Origin of the sequence: Helicobacter brantae (genome assembly GCF_003364205.1) — a bacterium.
In the GTDB taxonomy this organism is placed as follows: domain Bacteria; phylum Campylobacterota; class Campylobacteria; order Campylobacterales; family Helicobacteraceae; genus Helicobacter_G; species Helicobacter_G brantae.
This window is the reverse complement of sequence record NZ_NXLV01000022.1, coordinates 1-22,008: the sequence shown is the minus strand read 5'-3', so window position 1 is coordinate 22,008 and position 22,008 is coordinate 1. Positions and strand designations below refer to the sequence as shown.

16 protein-coding genes are annotated in these 22,008 nt (G+C 39.9%); 8 read left to right on the top strand and 8 right to left on the bottom strand.

The window, feature by feature from the left end:
* From CQA58_RS07970 to pyrG, 4 genes are all read right to left on the bottom strand, one after another.
* On the bottom strand, window positions 1-5,880 hold a 5,880-nt coding region (locus tag CQA58_RS07970; RefSeq protein ID WP_147288632.1), incomplete at its 3' end, for a beta strand repeat-containing protein.
* Window positions 5,881-6,002: 122 nt separating this feature from the next.
* Window positions 6,003-6,902 (bottom strand): RluA family pseudouridine synthase, encoded by a 900-nt coding sequence (locus CQA58_RS07965; protein WP_115570182.1) that lies wholly within the window; start codon window positions 6,900-6,902, stop codon window positions 6,003-6,005.
* Entirely contained in the window at window positions 6,902-8,425 is a 1,524-nt protein-coding gene (gene recJ, locus CQA58_RS07960) for a single-stranded-DNA-specific exonuclease RecJ (RefSeq protein ID WP_115570181.1), read from the bottom strand. Before recJ ends, CQA58_RS07965 begins: the two co-directional genes overlap by 1 nt.
* Window positions 8,419-10,044, bottom strand: coding sequence for a glutamine hydrolyzing CTP synthase (pyrG, locus tag CQA58_RS07955; protein ID WP_115570180.1), 1,626 nt, complete (start codon window positions 10,042-10,044; stop codon window positions 8,419-8,421). Before pyrG ends, recJ begins: the two co-directional genes overlap by 7 nt.
* A 137-nt stretch (window positions 10,045-10,181) precedes the next feature.
* Here pyrG and CQA58_RS07950 point away from each other — a divergent pair, with 137 nt between their 5' ends.
* Genes CQA58_RS07950 through CQA58_RS07930 form a run of 5 tightly spaced genes read left to right on the top strand, consistent with a single transcriptional unit; the run spans window position 10,182 to window position 15,084 of the window.
* Window positions 10,182-10,871 (top strand): radical SAM protein, encoded by a 690-nt coding sequence (locus CQA58_RS07950; RefSeq protein ID WP_115570179.1) that lies wholly within the window; start codon window positions 10,182-10,184, stop codon window positions 10,869-10,871.
* On the top strand, window positions 10,868-11,572 hold the full coding sequence (locus CQA58_RS07945) for a queuosine precursor transporter (RefSeq protein ID WP_115570178.1): 705 nt from the start codon (window positions 10,868-10,870) through the stop codon (window positions 11,570-11,572). Before CQA58_RS07950 ends, CQA58_RS07945 begins: the two co-directional genes overlap by 4 nt.
* Window positions 11,573-11,600: 28 nt before the next feature.
* Window positions 11,601-12,815, top strand: a complete 1,215-nt coding sequence (locus CQA58_RS07940) for a M48 family metallopeptidase (protein WP_115570177.1) — start codon at window positions 11,601-11,603, stop codon at window positions 12,813-12,815.
* On the top strand, window positions 12,805-13,647 hold the full coding sequence (gene prmC / locus CQA58_RS07935; protein ID WP_115570176.1) for a peptide chain release factor N(5)-glutamine methyltransferase: 843 nt from the start codon (window positions 12,805-12,807) through the stop codon (window positions 13,645-13,647). The genes CQA58_RS07940 and prmC overlap by 11 nt, the downstream gene beginning before the upstream one ends.
* Before the next feature lie 51 nt (window positions 13,648-13,698).
* Window positions 13,699-15,084, top strand: coding sequence for a cation:dicarboxylate symporter family transporter (locus CQA58_RS07930; RefSeq protein WP_115570175.1), 1,386 nt, complete (start codon window positions 13,699-13,701; stop codon window positions 15,082-15,084).
* Here the strand turns inward: CQA58_RS07930 and miaA are convergent.
* The 3 genes from miaA to fliW are packed head-to-tail and all read right to left on the bottom strand — an operon-like array spanning window position 15,081 to window position 17,209.
* Window positions 15,081-16,019: a tRNA (adenosine(37)-N6)-dimethylallyltransferase MiaA gene (miaA, locus tag CQA58_RS07925; protein WP_245942805.1), complete on the bottom strand. Its 939-nt coding sequence runs from the start codon at window positions 16,017-16,019 to the stop codon at window positions 15,081-15,083. The genes CQA58_RS07930 and miaA overlap by 4 nt on opposite strands.
* A gap of 3 nt (window positions 16,020-16,022) precedes the next feature.
* Window positions 16,023-16,811, bottom strand: coding sequence for a pyrroline-5-carboxylate reductase (locus CQA58_RS07920; RefSeq protein WP_115570174.1), 789 nt, complete (start codon window positions 16,809-16,811; stop codon window positions 16,023-16,025).
* Entirely contained in the window at window positions 16,811-17,209 is a 399-nt protein-coding gene (gene fliW / locus CQA58_RS07915) for a flagellar assembly protein FliW (RefSeq protein ID WP_115570173.1), read from the bottom strand. The genes CQA58_RS07920 and fliW overlap by 1 nt, the downstream gene beginning before the upstream one ends.
* Window positions 17,210-17,389: 180 nt before the next feature.
* On the opposite strand from fliW, the gene bamD reads away from it, so the two are divergent.
* Genes bamD through CQA58_RS07900 form a run of 3 tightly spaced genes read left to right on the top strand, consistent with a single transcriptional unit; the run spans window position 17,390 to window position 20,741 of the window.
* The gene (gene bamD / locus CQA58_RS07910; RefSeq protein WP_425454677.1) at window positions 17,390-18,103 is read left to right on the top strand and encodes an outer membrane protein assembly factor BamD; all 714 of its coding nucleotides are present in this window, start codon (window positions 17,390-17,392) and stop codon (window positions 18,101-18,103) included.
* 8 nt (window positions 18,104-18,111) lie between these two features.
* Window positions 18,112-20,478, top strand: a complete 2,367-nt coding sequence (lon, locus tag CQA58_RS07905) for an endopeptidase La (RefSeq protein WP_115570172.1) — start codon at window positions 18,112-18,114, stop codon at window positions 20,476-20,478.
* Between the two features lie 44 nt (window positions 20,479-20,522).
* On the top strand, window positions 20,523-20,741 hold the full coding sequence (locus CQA58_RS07900) for a hypothetical protein (protein ID WP_115570171.1): 219 nt from the start codon (window positions 20,523-20,525) through the stop codon (window positions 20,739-20,741).
* On the opposite strand, the gene CQA58_RS07895 is transcribed toward CQA58_RS07900, so the two are convergent.
* Window positions 20,742-21,335, bottom strand: a complete 594-nt coding sequence (locus tag CQA58_RS07895; protein WP_115570170.1) for a hypothetical protein — start codon at window positions 21,333-21,335, stop codon at window positions 20,742-20,744.
* Between the last annotated feature and the right edge of the window lie 673 nt (window positions 21,336-22,008).

The window sequence follows — 22,008 nt, the reverse complement described above, 5'->3', positions numbered from 1 at the left end:
TTGACTATGATTATTCTCACGCAATTCTCCCATTCTTTTATTCAAAGAGTTAAGATTTGCCATATACAAATCATAATTGAGAGTAAAGGCTGTGGCTGTAACGGCTTGTTCTGCCATTACAATCCCATCAGTAACTATTGAGCCTACTAGATAGCTTGTGTAATCACCACTCTCATTAGCATTTCCTTTCTCATCTGTTAAAGTAGTAATAAAATCTGCTTCTTTATAGACAAATCCACTAACAAACTTGGAAGTTTTTTCAAACTCAATCCCCGAATCAGATTTTACCGTTGCTACAAGGACAGGAGAATTTTTTGCAATCTGATTTGAATCTGTTCCTTCAGCAAGAACTAGGCTGATTTGATAGGGAGAAAGGCTATCTTCTGCTCCTCTAGTTTTGTCTATTGCACCTTTGATAAGGAAGGTATCTGCTTTATCAGAGCTGATTTGAGAAACAAGCTTGAGGGAACCTGTGCTATTCTTGACTACATTATCAATCACTGCACTTCTTTTCTTTCTAGCTTTTTGCCCCTCACCTCCTTGCTCTGTCAAAGCAAGGATATTCTCACCTGCTCCCATTGTGAGGGTAGTGATTTGATTAGTTAAGCCTTGAAGGATAAGGGTGCTTGTCTTATTCTCAGTAGATTTGAAAGTTACATTTGTCGCTGGTGTTGCTCCTCTTGCACTAAATCCACTAGAAGTAGCTCCTGTAGTGATACTGCCATTGATTGTGGCTACTGCATTATCGGCAATGTTGAGTGTTGTAGTTCCTGAATTTGTGGTGGAGATACCATTGCTTACAGAAAGCTTAGAAACCCCTGCAAAAGAGATTTCTGTATTTCCTCCACTTGTAGCCATAGAGCCTGTGATAGTCGCTATTTTGTCTGTAAGTTCTAGAGTCGTTGTCCCTCCACTTGTGGAGATATCACCCACTAGAGTTCCTGTATTTCCTTTAAAGTTAATGAAGGTTGCTCCATTAGTGCTTGTGCTTAGGGTAGGAATGTTTGCAATTTTGCTATTTTCAATATTGATTTGTGTATTTCCTCCACTTGTGCTAACTCCTCCGCTGATTGTCCCACTATTTGTGAAGTTGATTTCTGTGTTTCCTCCACTTGTAGTGATAGCTTGAGTAGTTCCACTGCTATTTTGCCAGTTGAGTGTCGCACCATTTACAGAGGTGTTTGTGAAGACAATCTTGTTTATTCCCTCTGAGAAAGCCAAACCGCTTCCATATTGGAAATTGGTTGTTGCTGAATTGATATTAAATGTGTTTGTTCCTCCATTGTATGGATCACTTGCTTGATTTGTGCCATCTGTATTTGTGATAGTTCCTGTGATTGTGGCTGTGGTGGAATCTGTATTGGCTAGATTGCTATCATCTCCAAGATTGAATGTCGTGTTTCCTGCTGTGGTTGAGATACTGCTTACTAGAGTTCCACTAGCTCCAATGAAGTTGATATTTGTGCTTCCACCTGAAGTGCTGATACCATAGGTTTGAGAAGTGATATTGTTGATAGTAGCTGTTTCCCCACCACTGATAGCAATTGTAGTGCTTCCTCCACTTGTGCTAACTCCTCCAGAGATTGTTCCACTATTTGTGAAGTTGATAGTTGTATTTCCTCCACTTGTAGCGATAGCTTGAGTAGCTCCACTGCTATCTTGCCAAGCGAGTGTCGCACCATTTACAGAGGTATTTGTGAAGACAATTTTGTTTGTTCCCTCTGAGAAAGCCAAACCGCTTGTTGCATTAGTATTGCCATACTTAAAGTTTGTTGTTGCTGAATTGATATTAAAAACATTTTCAGCATTTGTATTTGTGATAGTTCCTGTGATTGTGGCTGTGGTGGAATCTGTATTGGCTAGATTGCTACCATCTCCAAGATTGAATGTCGTGCTTCCTGCTGTGGTGGTGATGTTTCCACTCAAATTGCTAGTTCCAGCAAAGTTGAGATAAGTTGCCCCACCTTGTGTGGTAAGTATGGTTGCATCACCATTATCGTTTTGGAGTGTAAGCGTTTTGCCATCTCCAATCTTGATGATATTTCCACCACTTCCACTTACGCTATTTCCTGTGAAGCTCAAATTATTACCAATTGTTGCACTTTTGCTTGATAGATCAATAATATTTTTTCCTTCTGATGAAGTAGAAAAGGTGTTTGAATTAGCGATTGTATAAGTTCCACCATCTTGAGCAAAAGTGATAGTCGTTGTTCCTCCGCTTGTAGAGATATTACCACTTAATGATCCTGTGCTGTCTGTTGGGGTTGTGTTATTCCCCAAGAAACTAATTGCAGTTGTTCCACCTGAAGTGCTGATACCACTAGATTGGATAGTTGCAGATTTCCCATCACTGATAGCAATTGTAGTGCTTCCACTATCACTTGTGCTAACTCCTCCGGCGATTGTCCCACTATTTGTGAAGTTGATAGTTGTATTTCCTCCACTTGTAGTGATGGCTTGATTATTGCCCTCACTATCTTGCCAGTTGAGTGTCGCACCACTAGTGTTTTCAAAGTTGATAGTATTTGTCCCACTTGAGAAGCCTAAGCCATTAGCTCCATATTTGAGTGTGGTTGTGGTAGATTTGACATTGAAAACATTATTTCCGCTATTTTCAATCTCTCCACTGATTGTAGTGGTTGTGGTAGTGGCACTGCTAGAGCCGAGATTGAATGTCGCTGTTCCTGCTGTGGTTAATCCACTATTGAATGTAAGAGTTGTGCCATTTGCCAAATCAAATGCTAGGGCTTGATTTGCACCAATAGCTACATTTTGAGCTATGCTTGTTTGTCCTTGAGATAGCTCAAGAGTGTTGTTTGTAGAATTTGCATTATCAGTATTTCCCAGAGTGATACTCTCAAGGGCATTGCCTCCTGCACTCAAGGTGAGTTTGGCAATATTGTTGGTATTTCCATTGAAGTTGATTGCTAGTTTTCCTGTATCAATAGCATTGGTGATTGTTGCACTTACGCCACTATTTGAAGTTGTCGCATTGGCTCCATCAAGGATAAGGGTTGATACCCCTGATGTTACTCTGCTTTCACCTGCTGGAGGGGTGGGAGCGACATATCCACTGATAGTAGAAATTGCATTGTTTTGTCCTTGAAGCTTGAGAGTGGAAGTATCTCCAGTGAGGTGGAAAATGTTTTGTCCCCCATCACCTTGAGTGATATTTCCTGTAACGAGAATTTGACTATTGTTGCCTACAGTGATTGTATTGGTGTTTTGATTACTTGTTGATGCACTCATTGATCCAATTGTAAGATTGCTATTTGCCCCACCTGTAAGAATGTTTGTATGGAAACCATTGTCGCCAACGATTACATCATAAGCTTGAATACTTGAGATGTAGCCAGTTAGACTACCTGTGGCAATAATCTCATTTGTAGCCTTTTTGTCTGCTCTATTTCCATAAGATTTTATTGTTATCTTATTGGCTTCCTCTCCCAAAACAATATCTTGTCCTGAGATGTAGTTTTGTCCCCATTGAGCTTGAATATTGAGATTGGCTCCTTGAATAGCTAGGTTTCCTGTTGAAGCAATTCTATTATGTCCATCAGCAATGGCTTGGATATTGCCTGTGATGCTGTCTGTTGCTTGGGCATTGGTAAAACTTATTTCATTTTTACTATTAATTCCTCCACTATTGCTAATTCCTCCTATAGTATTGCTTACTCCTGATAGAGTGATTGTATTAGTACCATTCCCATTAGATGAGATGCTATTTATTGTGTTCTTTGCTCCTGAAGCAATTTGATTTACTCCCCCACTTGAAGAGATGCTGTTGGTTACTTCAAATGTTCCGCTTGCAATATTGATAAGATTCTTTTTTCTATTATCGATTGTAGCACTAATAGAAGTAAGAGAAATGTTGGCTGTATTTGTTGTGATTGAAATCGTGTTGATACCGTTATTATTGCCATCAGCAAGAAGACTAGAGCTTCCTCCGATTGTGAGATTATCTGCATTGATAGTGATGTCTGCTGTTCCTCCACCATATACTTTGATTAGAGAATCTTGCAGAGAAAGTGTCGCACTAGAGCCATCGATTTGAGAGATAGTTTGTGTTCCTGCATTGGTGCTGATTTCACCAGTGATTGTAACATTTGCGGAGTTATTTAGCTTAAGTGCATTGGTTTTTCCCCCATTGGCTATAACCTTTCCTGTGATTTGGCTTGTTTCTCCCAAATAAATTGTATTGTTTCCTCCAGCTTGGATAGCATTGCCATTAGTGTCTGCTGAAACATTAACGCCTTGATAGAAATAAAGTTCTGTTCCATTTCCACTTGTTGAGCTAATCCCTCCTGTGATATTAACATTATCGTTAAATCTAAGGTGGCTTATCCCTCCATTTGTGCCTTGGATTGTAGTGATATTTTTCTTTCCATTAGCCTCTGTAAAAGTATTAGCTTCAAAAAAAGCGTCGTTTCGCCCAATATATCCACCACTTTGTGTGATACCTCCTGTGGCTTGGAGTTTTGCTTCAAAGCAATCAAGTCTATCATTGTAAAATAGGCTTAGCCCCCCACCTGTGATTGTAATCGTTCCATTGACTTGAAGGGTTTTTAGAGTGCTTTCATCAATTTTCTCTGTAATATTTTCATCATCAATAAGTGAAAATCGAATGGATTTCCCATTGAGGGCTGTGAGATTTCCTGTCATAATCGTTGTCAGAGCATCTCCTCCAGCACGAGAAGGTGATGAGGGGGTTGCAATCAGGCTTCTATCAAACTGAAAGGTTGCACTATCAATCGTTCCAGTTTGGAGAGTGAAAGTTTTTGCTTGATTGCTGTCATCTACAAAGTTGAGTTGTTTCATATTATAGAAAGTAAAATTTCCTCTTGTGATACTAAATTTTGTGGTATCTTCAGGATTGAGGGAGATGACCTTGGTTCCATCTTTTACACTATCTTTGTAGCCGATAAGGAAGTTGGTGTCACCTCCTCCTGATGTGCTAAGTTGCCCTTCTATAAACCCACCAGTTTTTCCAATTGCCAAATTCGATCCTGTCGTGCGAAGGAGATTAACATCTGACATACTATTTCCATTTGGCGTGATTGATAGATTGCCTTGAATTCCTCCACTATCAAACTCAAAGGTTGCTCCTCCAATTGCTATGCTTACATTTCCTGTGATATTACTACCATTTGTAAATGTCATTTTACTAAATGGTGTATATCCACTCATTGGGTTTAATTGTGTAACATTCCCCTTTAGATCTCCTGAGAAATTTGCAGTCAAATGGGTTATAGGATTGCTAGGAATGGACCAATTGCCATATCCCCCTTGGATGACAAGATTTCCATAGAGAGCTACATTTCTGCCATTCTCTTGTGTGGTGCTAGTGAAGTTGAGTGTTGCATTTGCACCTATGGGGGCATCATTTCCTGTTGCCAAAGCAAAACTCATTATTAAATCTCCTGTGCCACTAGATCCAATCATTAGTCCCTTTCCACTATTGTTTGTAAGAGTAAGTGAAGGGTTGCCATCAGCACTTCTGGGAAGAATCTCGTATGTATTATTTTGATCTGTCAAGACATTGCCTACGCTTGGACTAGCATTTTTTTGAAATTGAAATTTGAAGTGATTAAAAGGTGTATTGTTAGTGCTGTTTGCTATTGTTGTATAGCTACCACTTTCAGCCCATTTTGCAAGGACATTCCCTCCATTACTTTGCAATTGTTGCAAAGTAACATCACTGCCATTAATTTGAATGCTAGGATCTGTTGCCACTGCCACACTCACCCCTAAAGCAAGAGCTAAAGAACTTGCAACAAGAGGTTTGAAAAATCTGCTAGGTTTAGCGACTGAAGTTTGAGAAGAGAGGGTGTTAGATTTTGCTACTACCCCCCCCCCTAGAGTTTTATTCTTTTTAGTCATAGTTTTTCCTTTTGTGTTGAATTTAGATTCAAATATAAGCCGAATATTTTATCAAAAAATTTGATTTTTTGCAATATATTTTAACTCGGGGGGGGGGGGGCATATTTTAGAAATATCGATATTTAGGGGATTACAGAGATATTATCGATAAGAAATGGACTGCTTACTTCATAGTTTTCTCCCAAAAAACTAAATTTCAAAGAGTAAGCGTGGAGCATTAGGCGTTTGGCTCCAAAATAGCTCTCTCTTTGCTCCTCTCCTAAATCACTCTCAAGATAGGCTTGAGCAAATTTATCCTCACACCCATACAAGGGATCGCCTAAGATTGGGTGTCCTATGGAGCAGAGATGAAGTCGGATTTGATGAGTGCGTCCTGTGAGGGGTGTGGCTTGCACCAAAGTGCTATCTTTGAGGGATTTTAAGGGCAAGATATGGGTTTGGGCATTTTTGCCTTGAGGGGAGAGAGTGGAGCGGATTTGGAGATTGGAGTGTTTTGCTCCTTTTGGGGGAGTGAGGATGGGAGAATCTATGATTTGCTCTTCTTTGAGATTGCCTCTCACTAGAGCTAGATAGGTTTTTTGAATCTGTGAGGTTTCAAAGAGGGCTTTTAGTTGGGATTCGTAAGTTTTATTGATACTGCATAGGAGCAACCCACTTGTTTCTTTATCAAGCCTATGCACAGGATTGGCTTGTAGTCCAAACTCACTTTTGAGTGCATCACAAAGGCTAGGGTGAGAAAATGTCCCTTTGGGGTGAGTGAGGAGAAAGGCAGGTTTATCATAGATGACAAAATAGGGGGTTTGCAAGACTATGGGGAGCTTGAGAGGAGAGGGGGAGAAGTGAGTGAGTGAGATTTCTCCACAAATGCTTTGAGATTTGTGAATAGCCTGTCCTTCTTGAGTGAGCCACCCTTTATCTAGGATTTTTTGGGCTTCTTTTTGGGTGCAATGCAATGTCCTCATCAGCCACAAAAACGCCTTTTGCTCCTCTTGGATAAAAAATCTTTGAGTGATAAAGGGCATTAGCTTAAGCTTTTGATGAGGATAAGGGGTTTGCGAGAATAGTTGTCTTCTTTGAAAGCAAAAATCACATTATGCAAAAAGGGCGTAGGAGGGAGTGCGTGATGATAAAGCAAGGCTTTGATGGGTTTGTAGGGAGATTTGATGAGAAGTGAAGTGTGGTTTTTGCCCTCTCCTATGAGCTTATGCTCCAAGATTTCTAGGGTTTTGATGAAGAAGAGGGGTTCAGGATTGCCCTCGCCATAGGGGGAATAAGAGCGAAGAAGAGAGAGGAGAGAGGGAGTGAGTAGCTCTATGCTTACCTCTCCTAGCAAGGATTCTTGAAGATTTTCCTCTTGGGGGTAGGCTTTGAAATGCAAGTGAAAACCCTCAATCTTCTCTAGCTTCACTCCCACTGCTTTGCTATGTCCTCCAAACTCTATCCCCTCCCACTCCATAAGCTCTAGACTTTTGAGGAGATTTACCCCACTCACTCCCCTGCCACTGCCTTGATATAAGCCATTTTTGAGCGTGAAGACAAACGCACTTTTATTGTATTGGGTGGAGAGTTTTCCTGCAAGGATTCCTAGCACTCCCTCGTGCCACTCCTCTCCATAAGCAACCACACACTCCTCTCCGATATAGGTGTGGTTTTTGGCTTCTTCTTGGAGTTGGGCTTGGATTGTTTTGCGTTGGGTGTTGAGGGCTTGGAGGGCGTCATATCGCACTTTGGCTTCAGAGAGATTGGGGGAGAGAATGAAATCAAGTGCCACTTGAGCCTCTCCCATACGCCCTGAAGCATTGATAAGTGGAGCGATATAGTAGCCTATACATTCCTCATCGATTTTTTTGTATTTGCTTAAGAGGTATTGGGCAAATGCAAAATGTGGGGCTTTGAGAGAGGAGAGGGCTTTGGTGAGAATGATTCTGTTGAGATGAGTGAGGGGCATAACATCAGAGATTGTAGCGATTGCGACAAGCTCTAGGAGTGGAGCGAGGTTGAAAGTAGAGTTGAGGGCTTGTTTAATCCCTGCACACAAATACCACGCCACAAAGCACCCACAAATCTCCTCTTGGACAAATCCACTTACTTTGGGGTTGATGATTAGGGCATTAGGAAGAGTGTCTTTGGGGGTGTGATGATCGGTGATGATGAGGGTTTGCCCTTTTTGTTTGCAAAGCTCTGCCACTTCAATGGCTGTGATTCCATTATCTACGGTGATGATGAGGTTTGCAGGATTGTTTTCTATGATAGAAGCAGAGATTCCATAGCCATCACTGAAGCGATTGGGGATAATGCAAGTGAAGTTTTTCACCCCTAAAGAGTGAAAAAAGATTTGCATCAAAGCTGTGGAGAGAATCCCATCAGCGTCATAATCCCCTACGATAAGGATTTTTTCTCCATTTTGTATGGCTTGGGCGATGAGGTGAGAGGCTTTGGGAATATTTGCTAGGGTAGAGGGTTGAGGTAAATCTTTCAAAGAGTTGAAGTGATGATTTTCAAACCTCTTGGAGAGCTTGTAGGCAATGTCCTCAAAAGTTAGCATTTTTTGAGCGATTGCTTGACAAATTCCAAAATGACAGGATTTGGGTTTTGAAGTCTTGAGGTAAATTCTGGGTGGAATTGCACGGCTACAAACCAAGGATGATTGGCTAATTCTATGGCTTCAATCAATCCATTGCTCTCTCCGCTGATAATCAGCCCTTTTTCTTCTAGCATAGAGCGATATTTGGGGTTGGCTTCATATCTGTGTCTGTGGCGTTCTTTGATTGTTTTTTGGTTGTTGTAAGCTTTTTGGAGAAGACTATTTTCTTTGAGATTGCACTCATACTCTCCTAGTCGCATTGTTCCACCAAGTGGGGAAGTGTGGGTTCGGATTTGCTTTTGCCCTTCTTGATCGATAAAATCTTCTATCATATAAATAAATGGATAAGAAGTCTTAGAATCAAACTCACTTGAAGTGGCTTCTTTGATACCTAGCACATTGCGTGCAAACTCAATGATTGAGAGTTGCATTCCAAGGCAGATTCCTAAAAATGGGATATTGTGCTCTCTTGCATACTGAATTGCTAAGATTTTGCCCTCTACTCCTCTCTCTCCAAATCCACCAGGGATAAGAATCCCATCTAAATCTTGAAGGATTGAGGAGTTTGAAGTGAGGTTTTCACTATCAATCCACTCAATCTCCACTTTTGCATCAAGGTTTGCTCCTGCGTGGATTAAGGCTTCTGTGAGGGATTTATAAGATTCTTTGAGGCTAAGGTATTTGCCTACAAACCCAATCTTGACACTTTTTGTGGGGGAGATGATTTTTTTCACTAGCAAATCCCACTCTTGCATATTGGGTTTGAGAGGGGGCAAAGAGAGATTTCTAGCAATAGGGGTGAGAATATCTTCTTGCAAGAAGTTTAGTGGCACTTGATAGATACTTTTTGCATCTTCTGCGACAATCACACTATCATCAGCCACATCACAGCTTAGAGCAATCTTGCGTTTGAGTTCTTTGCTTAGAGGTTTTTCACTTCTTGCTACGATGATTTGAGGGCTAATGCCTATGCGTCTAAGCTCTTGGACTGAGTGTTGGGTGGGTTTAGTCTTTAGCTCTTCAGCAGTTTTGATATAAGGCACTAGGGTTACATGAATGCTTAGCACCCTTTCATTTCCTAGCTCGTGCTTCATCTCTCTCATTGCCTCTAGGTAGGGCATTCCCTCCATATCTCCCACCGTTCCTCCAAGCTCTACGACTAAAAAGTCGCTTCCTTCTCCTACGGATTTGATTCTGTGTTTGATTTCATCGACGATATGAGGGACGATTTGAATGGTTTTGCCAAGATACTCTCCTCTTCGCTCTTTTTCGATGACTGAGAGATAGATTTGCCCTGTGGTGAAGTTGTTTTTTTTCTCTAGGCTTTTGTTGAGGAATCGCTCATAATGTCCGATGTCTAAATCTGTCTCTGCTCCATCTTGGGTTACAAACACCTCTCCGTGCTCTAGGGGACTCATCGTGCCAGGATCGAGGTTGATATAAGGATCGATTTTGAGGATTGAAACCTCAAACCCTGAATGTTTGAGTAAAGTCGCAATTGATGAGGAAGTAATCCCCTTGCCTAGAGAACTTAGCACCCCACCTGTAACAAAAATATATCGTGTATTATGATTTTGCATATGATTCCTTACAGAGACAAATAAAAGCTTGAATTATATCCAAAGCTTTGAGGGGTTTTTGGATTTTCCTATGCAATAAGTGCAAAATTAAACTTAAGCACTATGATAAAATCAAATCAAAAATCTAGGGAGCAAAAGTGAAGCGATATGGAGTGATTGAAGAGAAAAATAAGCGAGAGATTGTGCTATTGCAAGGGAGTGGGTGCAAATACAAGAGGTGTAGCTTTTGTGATTATTATCTTGATGTGGGGGAGCAGAGCTATGAGCTAAATTGTCAAGCACTCAATCAAGTAAGGGGGCATTATGGGATTTTGGAAGTAGTCAATTCAGGGAGTTTTGATGAGATTGATTCTAAGAGTATGGCAAAGATTTTGGAGGTAGCCAAAGAGAGGGGGGTGCATACTTTGATTTTTGAATGCCATTATTTATATAGAAGCAAGATTGCCAAGCTCAAAGAGTATTTTTCTGATTTTAGAGTGAAACTCAAGCTAGGGTTAGAGAGTTTTGATTATGATTTTAGAGAGGGTGTGCTAAAGAAGGGAATCAAGATTGCTTCTCCCAAAGAGATTGCAAAAGATTTTGATGAAGCAAATTTCTTGATAGGGGTGAGTTCTCAAAGTGGGGAGATGATAAAAAAAGACATTGCTTTGGGGCTAGAGCATTTTGAGAGAATTTGTCTAAATGTGATGTGTGATAACTCCAAAATGAAAGCTGATAGGGGCGTGATAGAGATATTTCTCAAAGAGATTTATCCACAAATCAAAGACAATCCAAGGATTGATATTTTGCTAGAAAACACAGATTTTGGTATAGGAGAGTGTGAATGAGTAATGAATTTTTATTGTGCCTAAGTGTGGTGCTAATCTATGGGGGCGTGGTGTTTGCCTATGGGTTTTTCAAAGTGAGAGGGTTATTGATGTTTGCTGTGGTGGCAACGATTTTGGCAAATATTGAGGTAGTAATGCTTATTAGAGCTTTTGGAATGGAGCAGACTTTGGGGAATGTGTTTTTTGCCTCTACCTTTCTCATCACTGACGCTCTAAGTGAGCTAAGGGGCAAAAAAATCGCTCAGCAATCCATTAAGCTTACAATCTTTGGAAGTATGATTTTCCTTGTAGCTTCTCAGACTTGGCTTCTTTATAGTTTGCAAGATTTGAGCCTATCAGCAAGTCTAGCTCAACTCTTTACCCAAACCCCACGCATTATCATCGCTTCTTTGCTTGTCTTTGCTATCGCTTCTTATGTTGATGTGTGGTTGTATCATTGGTGGTGGAAATTAAGCACTAGGATTTGGGGAGATAGAAGAAGGTTTTTGTGGGTTCGCAATAATGCTTCCACTCTTCTTTCTCAACTCTTAAATACGATTCTTTTTAGTTTTGGAGCTTTTTGGGGTGTATATGATCTTGGAGTGATTAGTGAGATTATCCTCTCTAGCTATATCATCTTTATTTTCACTTCGCTTTTGGATACTCCTGCACTTTATTTGATTGTTTATTTATCAAATAGAAACAAAGAGAGATTAAGATAAGAAAAATCTCTAAAAATTTGGAAAGTTAATGCAGGTTACACTCATTGTCATCTATTTCTGTATCTTTTTGATACCTAGTGTGATTATAGATATGTTGCAATATCGCCATATCTCTTTTGCACTTACCCAAAAGCCCACAATCCTCCCCAAAGAGGACTATATCCAAGCAGGATATTATGCACTTGATAAACTTAAGGTGTCTTTGACACAGCACCTTTTTAATGGATTGCTTTTTGCGTTTTGGATTATGTATGGATTGTATGCTATCAATGAGTTGATTGAGAGCTATCATCTGCCTAGAGGAAGGAATCTCAATTGTGTAATTATGGTTTTGGCTTTTATCCTTTTCTCTCAAATCCTCTCTATTCCTTTCAAATACTACACTGAAATGGTGCTAGATAAAAAATATGGCTTCAGTAAGCAGAGCAAACAAACTTTTGTGATAGATTTGCTTAAAGGTTTGGCAATGACAATCATTCTAGGGGGAGGGGTGCTGTATCTTTTGGTTTATACGATTTATTATTTTGAATCTTGGTGGATTTATGGGGCTTTGCTTTCTTTTGTAGTCATTGTTTTGGTTAATTTTTTATATCCTACTTGGATTGCCCCACTTTTTAATACTTTTACTCCATTAAATGATGAAAGTCTTCAAGCAAGAATTGAGGGATTGCTTGTGAGTGTTGGGTTTAAAAGCAGTGGGATTTTTATAATGGATGCAAGCAAGCGAGATGGACGGCTTAATGCTTATTTTGGGGGATTTGGGAAAAATAAGCGAGTGGTGTTGTTTGATACTTTGCTTGATAAAGTCAGCTCTGATGGATTGATAGCGATTTTGGGACACGAGCTAGGGCATTTCAAATACAAAGATTTGCTAGTCAATCTTTTGATTAGTGGAATCTTTTTGTTTTCTGTATTTTTTGTGATAGGGCAGTTGCCTCAAAGCTTTTTTGATGAATTGGAGTTGAGGAAAAATGCAGGAAATTTGCTGATTTTACTCATCTTACTTGCTCCTGTGGTATCGTTTTGGTTTTTGCCTGTGATTGGGTTTTTCTCACGCAGGGCAGAGTATCGTGCTGATAAATTTGGCTCTAATCTAGCTTCCAAACAAGCTTTAGCTGAAGCATTGATTCGGCTTGTCAATGAGAACAAATCTTTCCCTAGCTCTCACCCTGTTTATATTTTCTTCTACTACACTCATCCCCCACTATTGCAACGCTTAAAAGCCCTAGATTATGAGTTTTAGTATCCAAGAGGCATTGGAGTATGGCTCAAAACTCCTCTCCTCTTCTCGCCCAAGATTAGAGAGCGAGATTTTACTCTCTAGTGTGCTAGGGGTGGATAGAATCACTTTGCATACTCAAGCCCATAGATTACTTGCTTCAAGTGAGTTTAAAGAGTTTTGCACCCTGCTAAATCGTGCCAAAGAAAATGAGCCCATAGAGTATCTTGTAGGAGAGGTGAGCTTTTATGAATGGGAGTTTGAGATTAGCCAAGGTGTGCTTATCCCAAGACCTGAAACTGAGATTTTGGTAAGCAAAAGTGATGAGCTAATCAAAAAAGAAAAGATAGAGAGAGTTTTTGAGCTAGGAGTGGGTAGTGGGATTATTAGTATTTCTTTGGCACTCCTTAACCCCTCAATCTCAATTATTGCAAGTGATATTAACCCTCTGGCACTCTCTCTCACTCAAAAAAATATCCAAAGATTTCTCACACTTGATAAGAGTTTGGAAGAGAGGATTATTTTATTTGAAGGAGATGTGCTAGAGAGTGATGAGTTTTTTGCTTCCCACTCCTTTGGGCTGTGGGTATCCAATCCCCCTTATATCGCCAATGATTATACCCTCCCTCCCAATGTCGCCTATGAGCCAAAAGAAGCGTTGTTTGGGGGAGAGGTAGGAGATGAGATTTTGCAAAAAATCATCTCTTGTGCAAAAACTCATCATATCCCCTATCTTGCCTGTGAAATGGGGTGGGATCAAAAGCAGAATTTACAAAAAGCACTCAAAGATTTTAGCGATGTGGAGTTTTATCAAGATTTGAGTGGGCTTGATCGCGGGTTTGTGGCAAAATTGTAGCGATTCTTAAGTAAAATCCCTCCCCAAAATTTAAGTCTTAGGAGAGAAAAAATGGAAGCCTTTTTGCAAAATTTTTTCCTTATCTCATCGTGGAAAACACTTTTTGTAATGGTTTTGCTTTTTGCTGTATTTGGGGTATTGTATGCTTTGAGAGAGAGATTAAGCTTTTCTCAAAGAATGTTTTTGGCTTTGCTTTTTGGAATTTGTTTTGGTTTTATGATGCAGGTTTTTGCAGGATTCCCTCAAGGGGTTGTAGAGGGATTTAAGACTCAGGGCAATCTTAGATGGTTTTATGAAAGTTATATTTGGTTTTCTTTCTTTTCTACAATTTTTGTCAGTTTTTTAAAACTTTTGGTGATTCCTATTGTAATGGTGGGGATTTTATATGTGATTTTAAGTCTTAAATCAAGTGTGAGTTTTTCTTCTTTGTTTGTTCGCTCTGCATTTTGGTTGCTTTTTAGCACGGCTTTGGCGTGTATGATTGCTGTGAGTTTGGGGGCTTACTTTGATTTGGGAAGTGGTTTTGGAGTAGGGGAGAGCTTAAAGAGTGCAAGAGAAGTGAAGAGCTTGAATCAAATCTTTTTGGGACTTATCCCCAACAATATCATCGCCTCAATGGGGAGCAATAGCGTAGTGGGGGTAGTGATTTTTGTCTTTATCTTTGCTTTGTGTGCTAAGAGTGTGGGAAGTGAGTATCCCATCTATCACTCCTTTGTGAGATTTGTAGAGTTTTTACACGCTGTGGTGTATAAGTTTGCTTTGGGGATTATTGGATTTATGCCTTATGCTGTGGTTGTGATGATGGCAGGAATCTTTTTGAGATTTGGCTTTGATGTGATCGCTCCTGCACTGCTGTTTGTGGCTTTGATTTATGCGTGTGCGTTGTGTGTGTTTGTCATTCATCTTCTTATCCTTACAATGCATGGACTTAATCCTTGGCACTATTGCAAAAAAGCCATTCCTGCTCTCCTTATGGCTTTTACTTCAAGATCAAGTGTGGCAACCTTGCCTGTAACCATTAGCACACTTAGAGATAGACTAGGAGTGAGTGATGTGGTGGCCCCATTTGTAGCAACTTTGGGGACTTCTATTGGTGCAAATGGCTGTGCAGGGTATTTTGGGGGGCTTGTAGGGGTGTTTGCTCTCAATATTATGGGGGTAGAGGTAGGAGTGATTGAGGGGGTGATGATTGTGATTCTCTCAGTTTTTGCCTCCATTGGTGTGGCAGGGATTCCTGGCACTGCTACAATGGTGGCTTCCATAGTGCTTACAGGGCTTGGAATGGGAGAGCATTTTGGGATTTTGGCAATTGTGCTAGGGATTGATCCGATTATGGATATGGCAAGAACGATGAGCAATGTGAGTGGGGCGATGACTTCAGCAATCGCCACGGACAAAGAGCTAGGAAGCTTGGATAAAGAAAAATATAATTCTTAGATTAGCTCTAAAAGAGAGTTGTAATCCCCTTGGATAATCTGCCTTCTTGCATATTCTCTAGGAGAGTTTGTTTCACTGCAAAGAAGGGGGATTCCAAATTGAGTGCGATTAAAAGTGCTTTGGCGTTTGGCAAGTTGGCTTGTGTGAGTGGTGATAAGAGAGATTAGCTCTTCTTTTGAGCCAATCTCTCCTTTGAGGTAATCCCTGCATTCTTTTAATCCAATAGAGCCAAAGGGTTGAATCTCCTCCCCATACTTCTCTAGCAAATATTTTGCTTCTTCTATAATCCCCTCTCTTAGCATTTTCTCACTTCTTAGAGCGATTCTCTCTCTCAAAACCTCTCTAGGCAAGACTAGGGCGTATTTTTCTATGGCATAAGGGAAGGGGATTTTGGGGTTGTTCTGAAAATAAAGCGAGGGGGTAAGTCCTGTGGAGAAGTAGATTTCAAGGTATTTGTGGATTCGGTAAGTGTCATTGTGGGAGAAAGGCAGTGAGGATTCAAGTGTGAGGAGAAAATCTAGGGGAGAGGTAAGAGAGGCGATTTGCTCTTTAATCCTTTGGCTTTGCTCTTGGCTGAGAGTGGGGAGGGGGGAAAGTCCTTCAATAATGGCTTTGAGATAAAAGCTTGAGCCGCCGATGATAAGAAGTGTATCTTTGCCCTTGCTTTGGGTGGAGTGGATAGCTTCTTGAAGAAGTGAGGAAAAAAGCGTAGCGTTATTGTGCTCTGTGGGAGAGAGAGTATCAATAGCATAATGAAAAACACTTTTTAGCTCTTCTTTTGTGGGCTTGGCTGAAGCGATATCAATCTCTTGATAGATTGAGAGAGAATCAAGGGAAAAAATCTCACAATCTAGCTTCTTAGCCAACTCCAATCCAAGCTGACTTTTTCCACTTCCACTTCCCCCCAAAATCGCAACTAGCCTAATGTCTTGCACTTGCTAGATTTTGCCTTTGGCTTTGAGTGTGCTTCTATGAGCCCCTTGCTCTAAAATCCCTTTAAATCCTCTCTCTTCAAGATAAGCCAACCCTTCAGCAGTCGTTCCTGCAGGACTTGTAACAAGGGTTTTGATCTCTTGAGGATTGAGGGTTTTAAGCAATTCAGCAAACCCCTCAAATGTAGCTTTGACAAGCATTGAGCTTTGAGTAGCATTCAATCCTTCACGCACTCCTGCATCTATGAGGGCTTGAGCGACAAGACAGAGAAAGGCAGGAGAGCTTCCACTTGTAGCGATTGAGGAGTCGATAAGCTCCTCACTCTCTACCCATACAGCATTCCCAAAAGCTAGGCTTAGAGCAAGGGCGTGTTCTTTGGCTTCTTGGATAGAGGAGTTTTGTGGAGCATAGGCATAGAGGGCTGTGGCAGATTTTTTCACCAAAGCCCCAATGTTTGGCATCGCTCTTATATAGGCTAGGGCATTGGGGAATTGCTTGATAATACTCTCAACCCCCACCCCTGCCATAACAGAATACACTAGAGTGAGAGGAAAATCACAACTAAAAGTTTGCAATCCTTTAGGTTTGATGCAGAGTAAGATGATGGGCTTTGCTTCTTTTAGCTCTTGGATATTTTCAACAGGAGTGATAGAGTGAAGAGGGAAGTCTTGAGCGAATTTTTGGGACTTTTCAAAATCTCTGCCAAGCACAAAGATTTCATAAGTGTTTGGCTCAATGCCTTTGAGTATGGAACGAGCAAGATTCCCATAGCCGACAATGAGCAGAGATTGCATTAAGATTTGATTTGATCTTGATAATAAGAATCAATAGATTCTGAAAGCCCATATTGGGGGTATTTTGCACTATCAAGCACGACTTGAGCCATAGTTTTGTTTTTGACATTGAAAATCACAGGTGCAAGGAAGTTGATCGTGGAGTTTTCAATAGGGTTTTGCAAAACCATAATATTGCCTACCAAAAGATCTTCTTGACTTTCAATCTCAAGCAAGAGCTGTAATGCTGTGGGGATTTCAAAATCATACGCACGCAATGCAAAAGGGTTGATAAGTGTGAAAATTGGAGAGGAATCCTCATCGTTTGAGAGCTTCATAAACAAATCATCAATTTTTTCAAGCCTCATTTTGCTAACATCTTCAAAACCAAGAATTGGCGACTTTACCTCAAAAACCATAACTCTAAATACTCCTAGTTAAAAATACCCCATAAAGGTTTTTCACAAATTTTATCTTATTTTAAAGATGATTTTACACAAAAAATGTTTAAAATAAACCTTGAAACCTCTTTGCTTGGATATAATTCAAGGCAATTGTTAGGATTTTATCTCTTTGAACAAAATTTATAGCTTTAAGATTTGGAAATGAAAAAAAGTTTTATTTTTACTATTTTTGCTTTTATGATTGTTTTTTTTAGTGCGTGTTCCAATAAGGTTGAGGAGTTTGACAAACCTGCAATGTATTGGTATGAAGAGATTTTCAAAGAGATTCGTTACAACAATCTTGAAACAGCTGATACCAAATTTGCCTCACTCCAAAGTGAGCATACAAACTCCCCCCTTATCCCTGAAGCAATGCTTGCTCTAGGACACGCACATATGGCACAAGAAGAGTTTTTGCTTGCAGAATTTTATTTTGATGAGTATCTTAAGCGATTTTCCAATCGCCAAAATTATAGCTATATCAACTATCTCAAAATCCTTGCAAGATTTTATTCATTCAAAAATCAAAGCAAAGATCAAGAGTTTATGCAAGAATCTCTTACAGAAATCAAAAACTATCTTGAAGCCTATCCTAGCGAGATTTACACACCTTTTGTAGGATATATTTTTACCAAATTTCAGTTAGGACAAATTGAGCTAGATCAAGCTATTGCCAATGTTTATCGCAAACAAGATAAAGAATATGCAGCAAAGCTCTATCTCAATCGAAGCGATCCAAAGCTAAGAAGTAGTTTTAGAAGTATCACCAATGGTGTGCCTTGGTATGTAATGGACGCCATAGAACTTAAAAAAATTGATTATATTATTCCCTCTTATGTGCCTTGGTATGTAATGATTTTTAATTGGTAGGAGAAGCAATGTCTGAAGTGCAACAAATTCATATCATCTTAGAAGAAGATTTTTCAATCTATCCTTTTATGATTACTCCTATTTTTGTGAGTGATCCCAAAAATATTCAAGCCCTCAATGAAGCCTATAAGGGGGACAAAAAGCTCTTTATCGCTTATCTCAAAGAGGGCAAAAGTGATGAGTTTTATAAAGTAGGGGTTGTGGGGGATATTATGCGTAAAGTGTCTTTACCTGATGGGCGTGTGAAAATCCTATTTCGTGGGATTGCAAGAGGGGTGATTACAGAAATTGTCCAAAACTCTCCTTTGTGTGGGAAAGTGATTCCTTTTGTGTATCAATCTTATGATGAAGATCATCTCAATGCGACAATGGAGGTGTTAAGAGAACAGCTCTCTACTCTTGCAAATGTCAATCCCAATATCACAAATGAGCTTTTGAGGGCGACTGAAGAGGGAGGAGATCCCAATCGCATTATCGATTTGGTTGCCTCAAGTATCAAGCCTCCCAAAACCCAAGCCTTTGAGCTTTTTGCCAAAAACAATATCCAAGAGAGAATGATTCTTTTGATTGAATATGTGGTGGCTGATATTGAAAATCAAAAGCTCCAAAAAGAGATCAAATCTCGTGTGCAAAGCAAAATGGATAAAATCAACAAAGAATACTTCCTCAAAGAGCAAATCCGACAAATCCACAAAGAGCTAGGATTGGAAGGGCAAAAAGAAGAGGAGATTGAGAGATATAGAGAAAAACTTGCTTCTATCAAGCCCTTTATCTCTGCTGAAATCCACAAAGAAATCAAACGCCAAATCGATAGGCTAAGCAAGATGAATCAAGATAGTGGCGATGCAAGTATCGTGCAAAACTATATTGAGTGGGTGCTTGAGATTCCTTTTGGAAAATTTAGCAAACAAAAGCTTTCTATTGAGAGTGTAGAAAAGCAACTTCAAGAAGATCACTACTCACTTGAGAAACCTAAGAAAAGAATTGTAGAGTTTTTCGCTGTCAAGGAGCTTCTAGCCCTTAGAGGTAAAGAAAACAAAGATTCTAAAGGAACGATTTTGTGCTTTTATGGACCTCCAGGTGTGGGAAAAACTTCACTAGCCAACTCTATTGCCAAAGCAATGGGACGCCCACTTGTGCGACTAGCTCTTGGGGGATTAGAAGATGTCAATGAGCTAAGAGGGCATAGGAGAACCTATCTTGGAGCAATGCCAGGGAGAATCACGCAAGGCTTAATCGATGCCAAAGAGATGGATCCTGTAATGGTGCTAGATGAGATTGATAAAGTAGGGCGAAGCTTTAGGGGAGATCCTACAAGTGTTTTGCTAGAGATTTTAGACCCTGAGCAAAACAAAGAATTTAGGGATTATTACACAAACTTCAATCTTGATCTCTCAAATATCATCTTTATCGCCACAGCTAATGACATCTCCCAAATCCCTGCACCCTTGAGGGATAGAATGGAGTTTATCCATATCTCTAGCTACACTCCACAAGAAAAAGAGCAGATTGCCAAAAAATATCTTATCCCCCAAGAGATGAAAAAACACGGCTTGAAGTCCTATGAGGTGAGTATCACCCCACCAGCTCTCAAAGATGTGATAGAGAAATACACTAGAGAATCAGGCGTGAGAAATTTGCGTCGCCAAATTGCTACGATTATGAGGAAAGTCGCTCAAAAAGTGCTAGTAGATAGCACCAAAGGAGAGAAAAGCAAAATCTCAATCACTCAAAAAAACCTAGCTGAATTCCTTGATAAAATCGTTTTTGAAATCGATCCTGCCGAGAAAGCCCCACAACTAGGCGTCGTCAATGGGTTGGCTTGGACGAGTGTGGGGGGAGATGTGCTAAAAATCGAGGCTGTGAGAATAGAGGGCAAAGGAGTGCTAAGTCTTACAGGAAGTCTAGGAGATGTGATGAAAGAATCAGCTCGTATCGCTCACTCGGTAGTCAAAGTCTTGCTCAATGAGGGCAAACTCAAAAGCACAATCAAGCTTCCCAAAACCAAAGAGAAGCCAAAGCCTGTATATGAAGTCTATGATTTGCATTTGCACGTCCCTGAGGGTGCTACACCCAAAGATGGGCCAAGTGCAGGGATTGCGATGGCAAGTGTGATTGCCTCAATTCTGAGCGATAGGAAAGTGAGGGGGGATATCGCTATGACAGGAGAGCTAACGCTAAGTGGAAAGGTGTTGCCTATCGGTGGGCTAAAAGAAAAGCTCATCGCAGCCTATAAAGCAGGGATAAAAAAGGTTCTAATCCCAAGCAAAAATTACAAAAGAGATTTAGATGAAATCCCTGATGAAGTCAAGGAAAATTTGGAGATTATGGCAGTGGAGAGAATCGAAGAGGTGCTAAAAGAGGCGTTGGTGTAAAGAATCGATTTGAGTTATACTAAGAGAAAATGGAGAATGATTGTATGAGTAATCAAACCCAAATCAAAAAGGGCAAAGAGAACACTGCAACCACAGCCCTAGAAACTATTAGCCAATTCACCCCACAAGGCTCTGCCTTCAAAAACGCTAGAAACATTGTCAATGCCTTCAGAGGCAAAAAAGGCAATGGTGGAGCAGGTGGCAATGAAGGGGGAGTAAGTGGTGGAAATGGTGGGGGAGATGGAGCAGGTGGAGGGTTTTAATTACCCCACTAACTCCAAAGGAAAATGAGGGACACTAAGGTTTGCTACCTTGTTTTCTACACCTTTTTTATATCTATCTTTACCTAAAATATACCAAGTGTTGTTCTGATTTGATAATGCAAATACAAGCTCATTGTTTTTTACCTTATTAAACATTTCTTGTCTTGATAAGTTAAACTCATTTTTTGCATATTTTTCTGTAAAATTCTCTGCTCTTCCCTCAAATCTCTCAATCAACTCATCTCTCAAAGCATTATATCTCGCCAATTTCAAATCATAAATATTCGCCCCTACCCTAATCTCTGAATAGTAAAAATCCTCAACCATTTCTACAAACAAAGGATTTACACCCTCTCCATCAATCATTCCCTCTGTCAAATCATCACGATTTAAACCTCTAAATGTGTATTTCGCCTTTGACAAAGCTCTCAAATATCCCATCTTATCTGTTCTAACCAAATACCCAAAATAATGCTCACTTTCCAAAATCTCTTCTGCTTCTGCGATAACCTCATTGAGTTTTTTCTTAGCTCTGTTATCCCAAAAGTTCTTAATTCTTTCTGCCAAGATAATTGAACCTGTAATGTTTGCCATTTGTTACTCCTATTTTTTAGATTTTTATTTCTTAATAAGAAGTTGTATTTCTTCTTATTTATATGTGGAAATTATAGTCTTTTTTTGACTCTGTTTAATCGTTTGTTTGTGAATATTGCTATGAGAGTTTGAGTGAGTATCAAACAAGGGGGTGAGGCAGGAGCCAAGCTCCTCTCAACCTAGCCTCCTCTTAGCAGGGGATTCCTCCTTGTTATTTGTGCCAAAGAAATTTTTACTGAAAGTTTGGCTAAATTGAGTTATAATGCCTCTTGCAATAGAAAATGGGCTAGTTAAATAGCCCAAGGACTTCTCTTACTAGATTCACTAAATCTAGTAAGAGCCTGATTAGTTGATGAATTTTTCTCACCTCTCAGACCTCCTGTATCAAAAAAAGATACAAGAAAGAAATCCCCTCTTTAGCACAAACATATTTTATCTAAAATTTTTTCCCAAACAAAGAACAATCTTTACCCCCCCCCCCACGATAAAATCAAGAGCTAAAAGCATTATCTCAATTAAATTTATAACCCCTAAAAGCCGACTCTTATAAACACCACCAAGCCCACCAGACCCTAACAGAAATCCTATACCGACTTCTTGTTAAAAAAAAAAAAAACAGCAAAAACTACATCAACAACATAAACCACTAAAGTCAAAACAAAAAACTAAAACA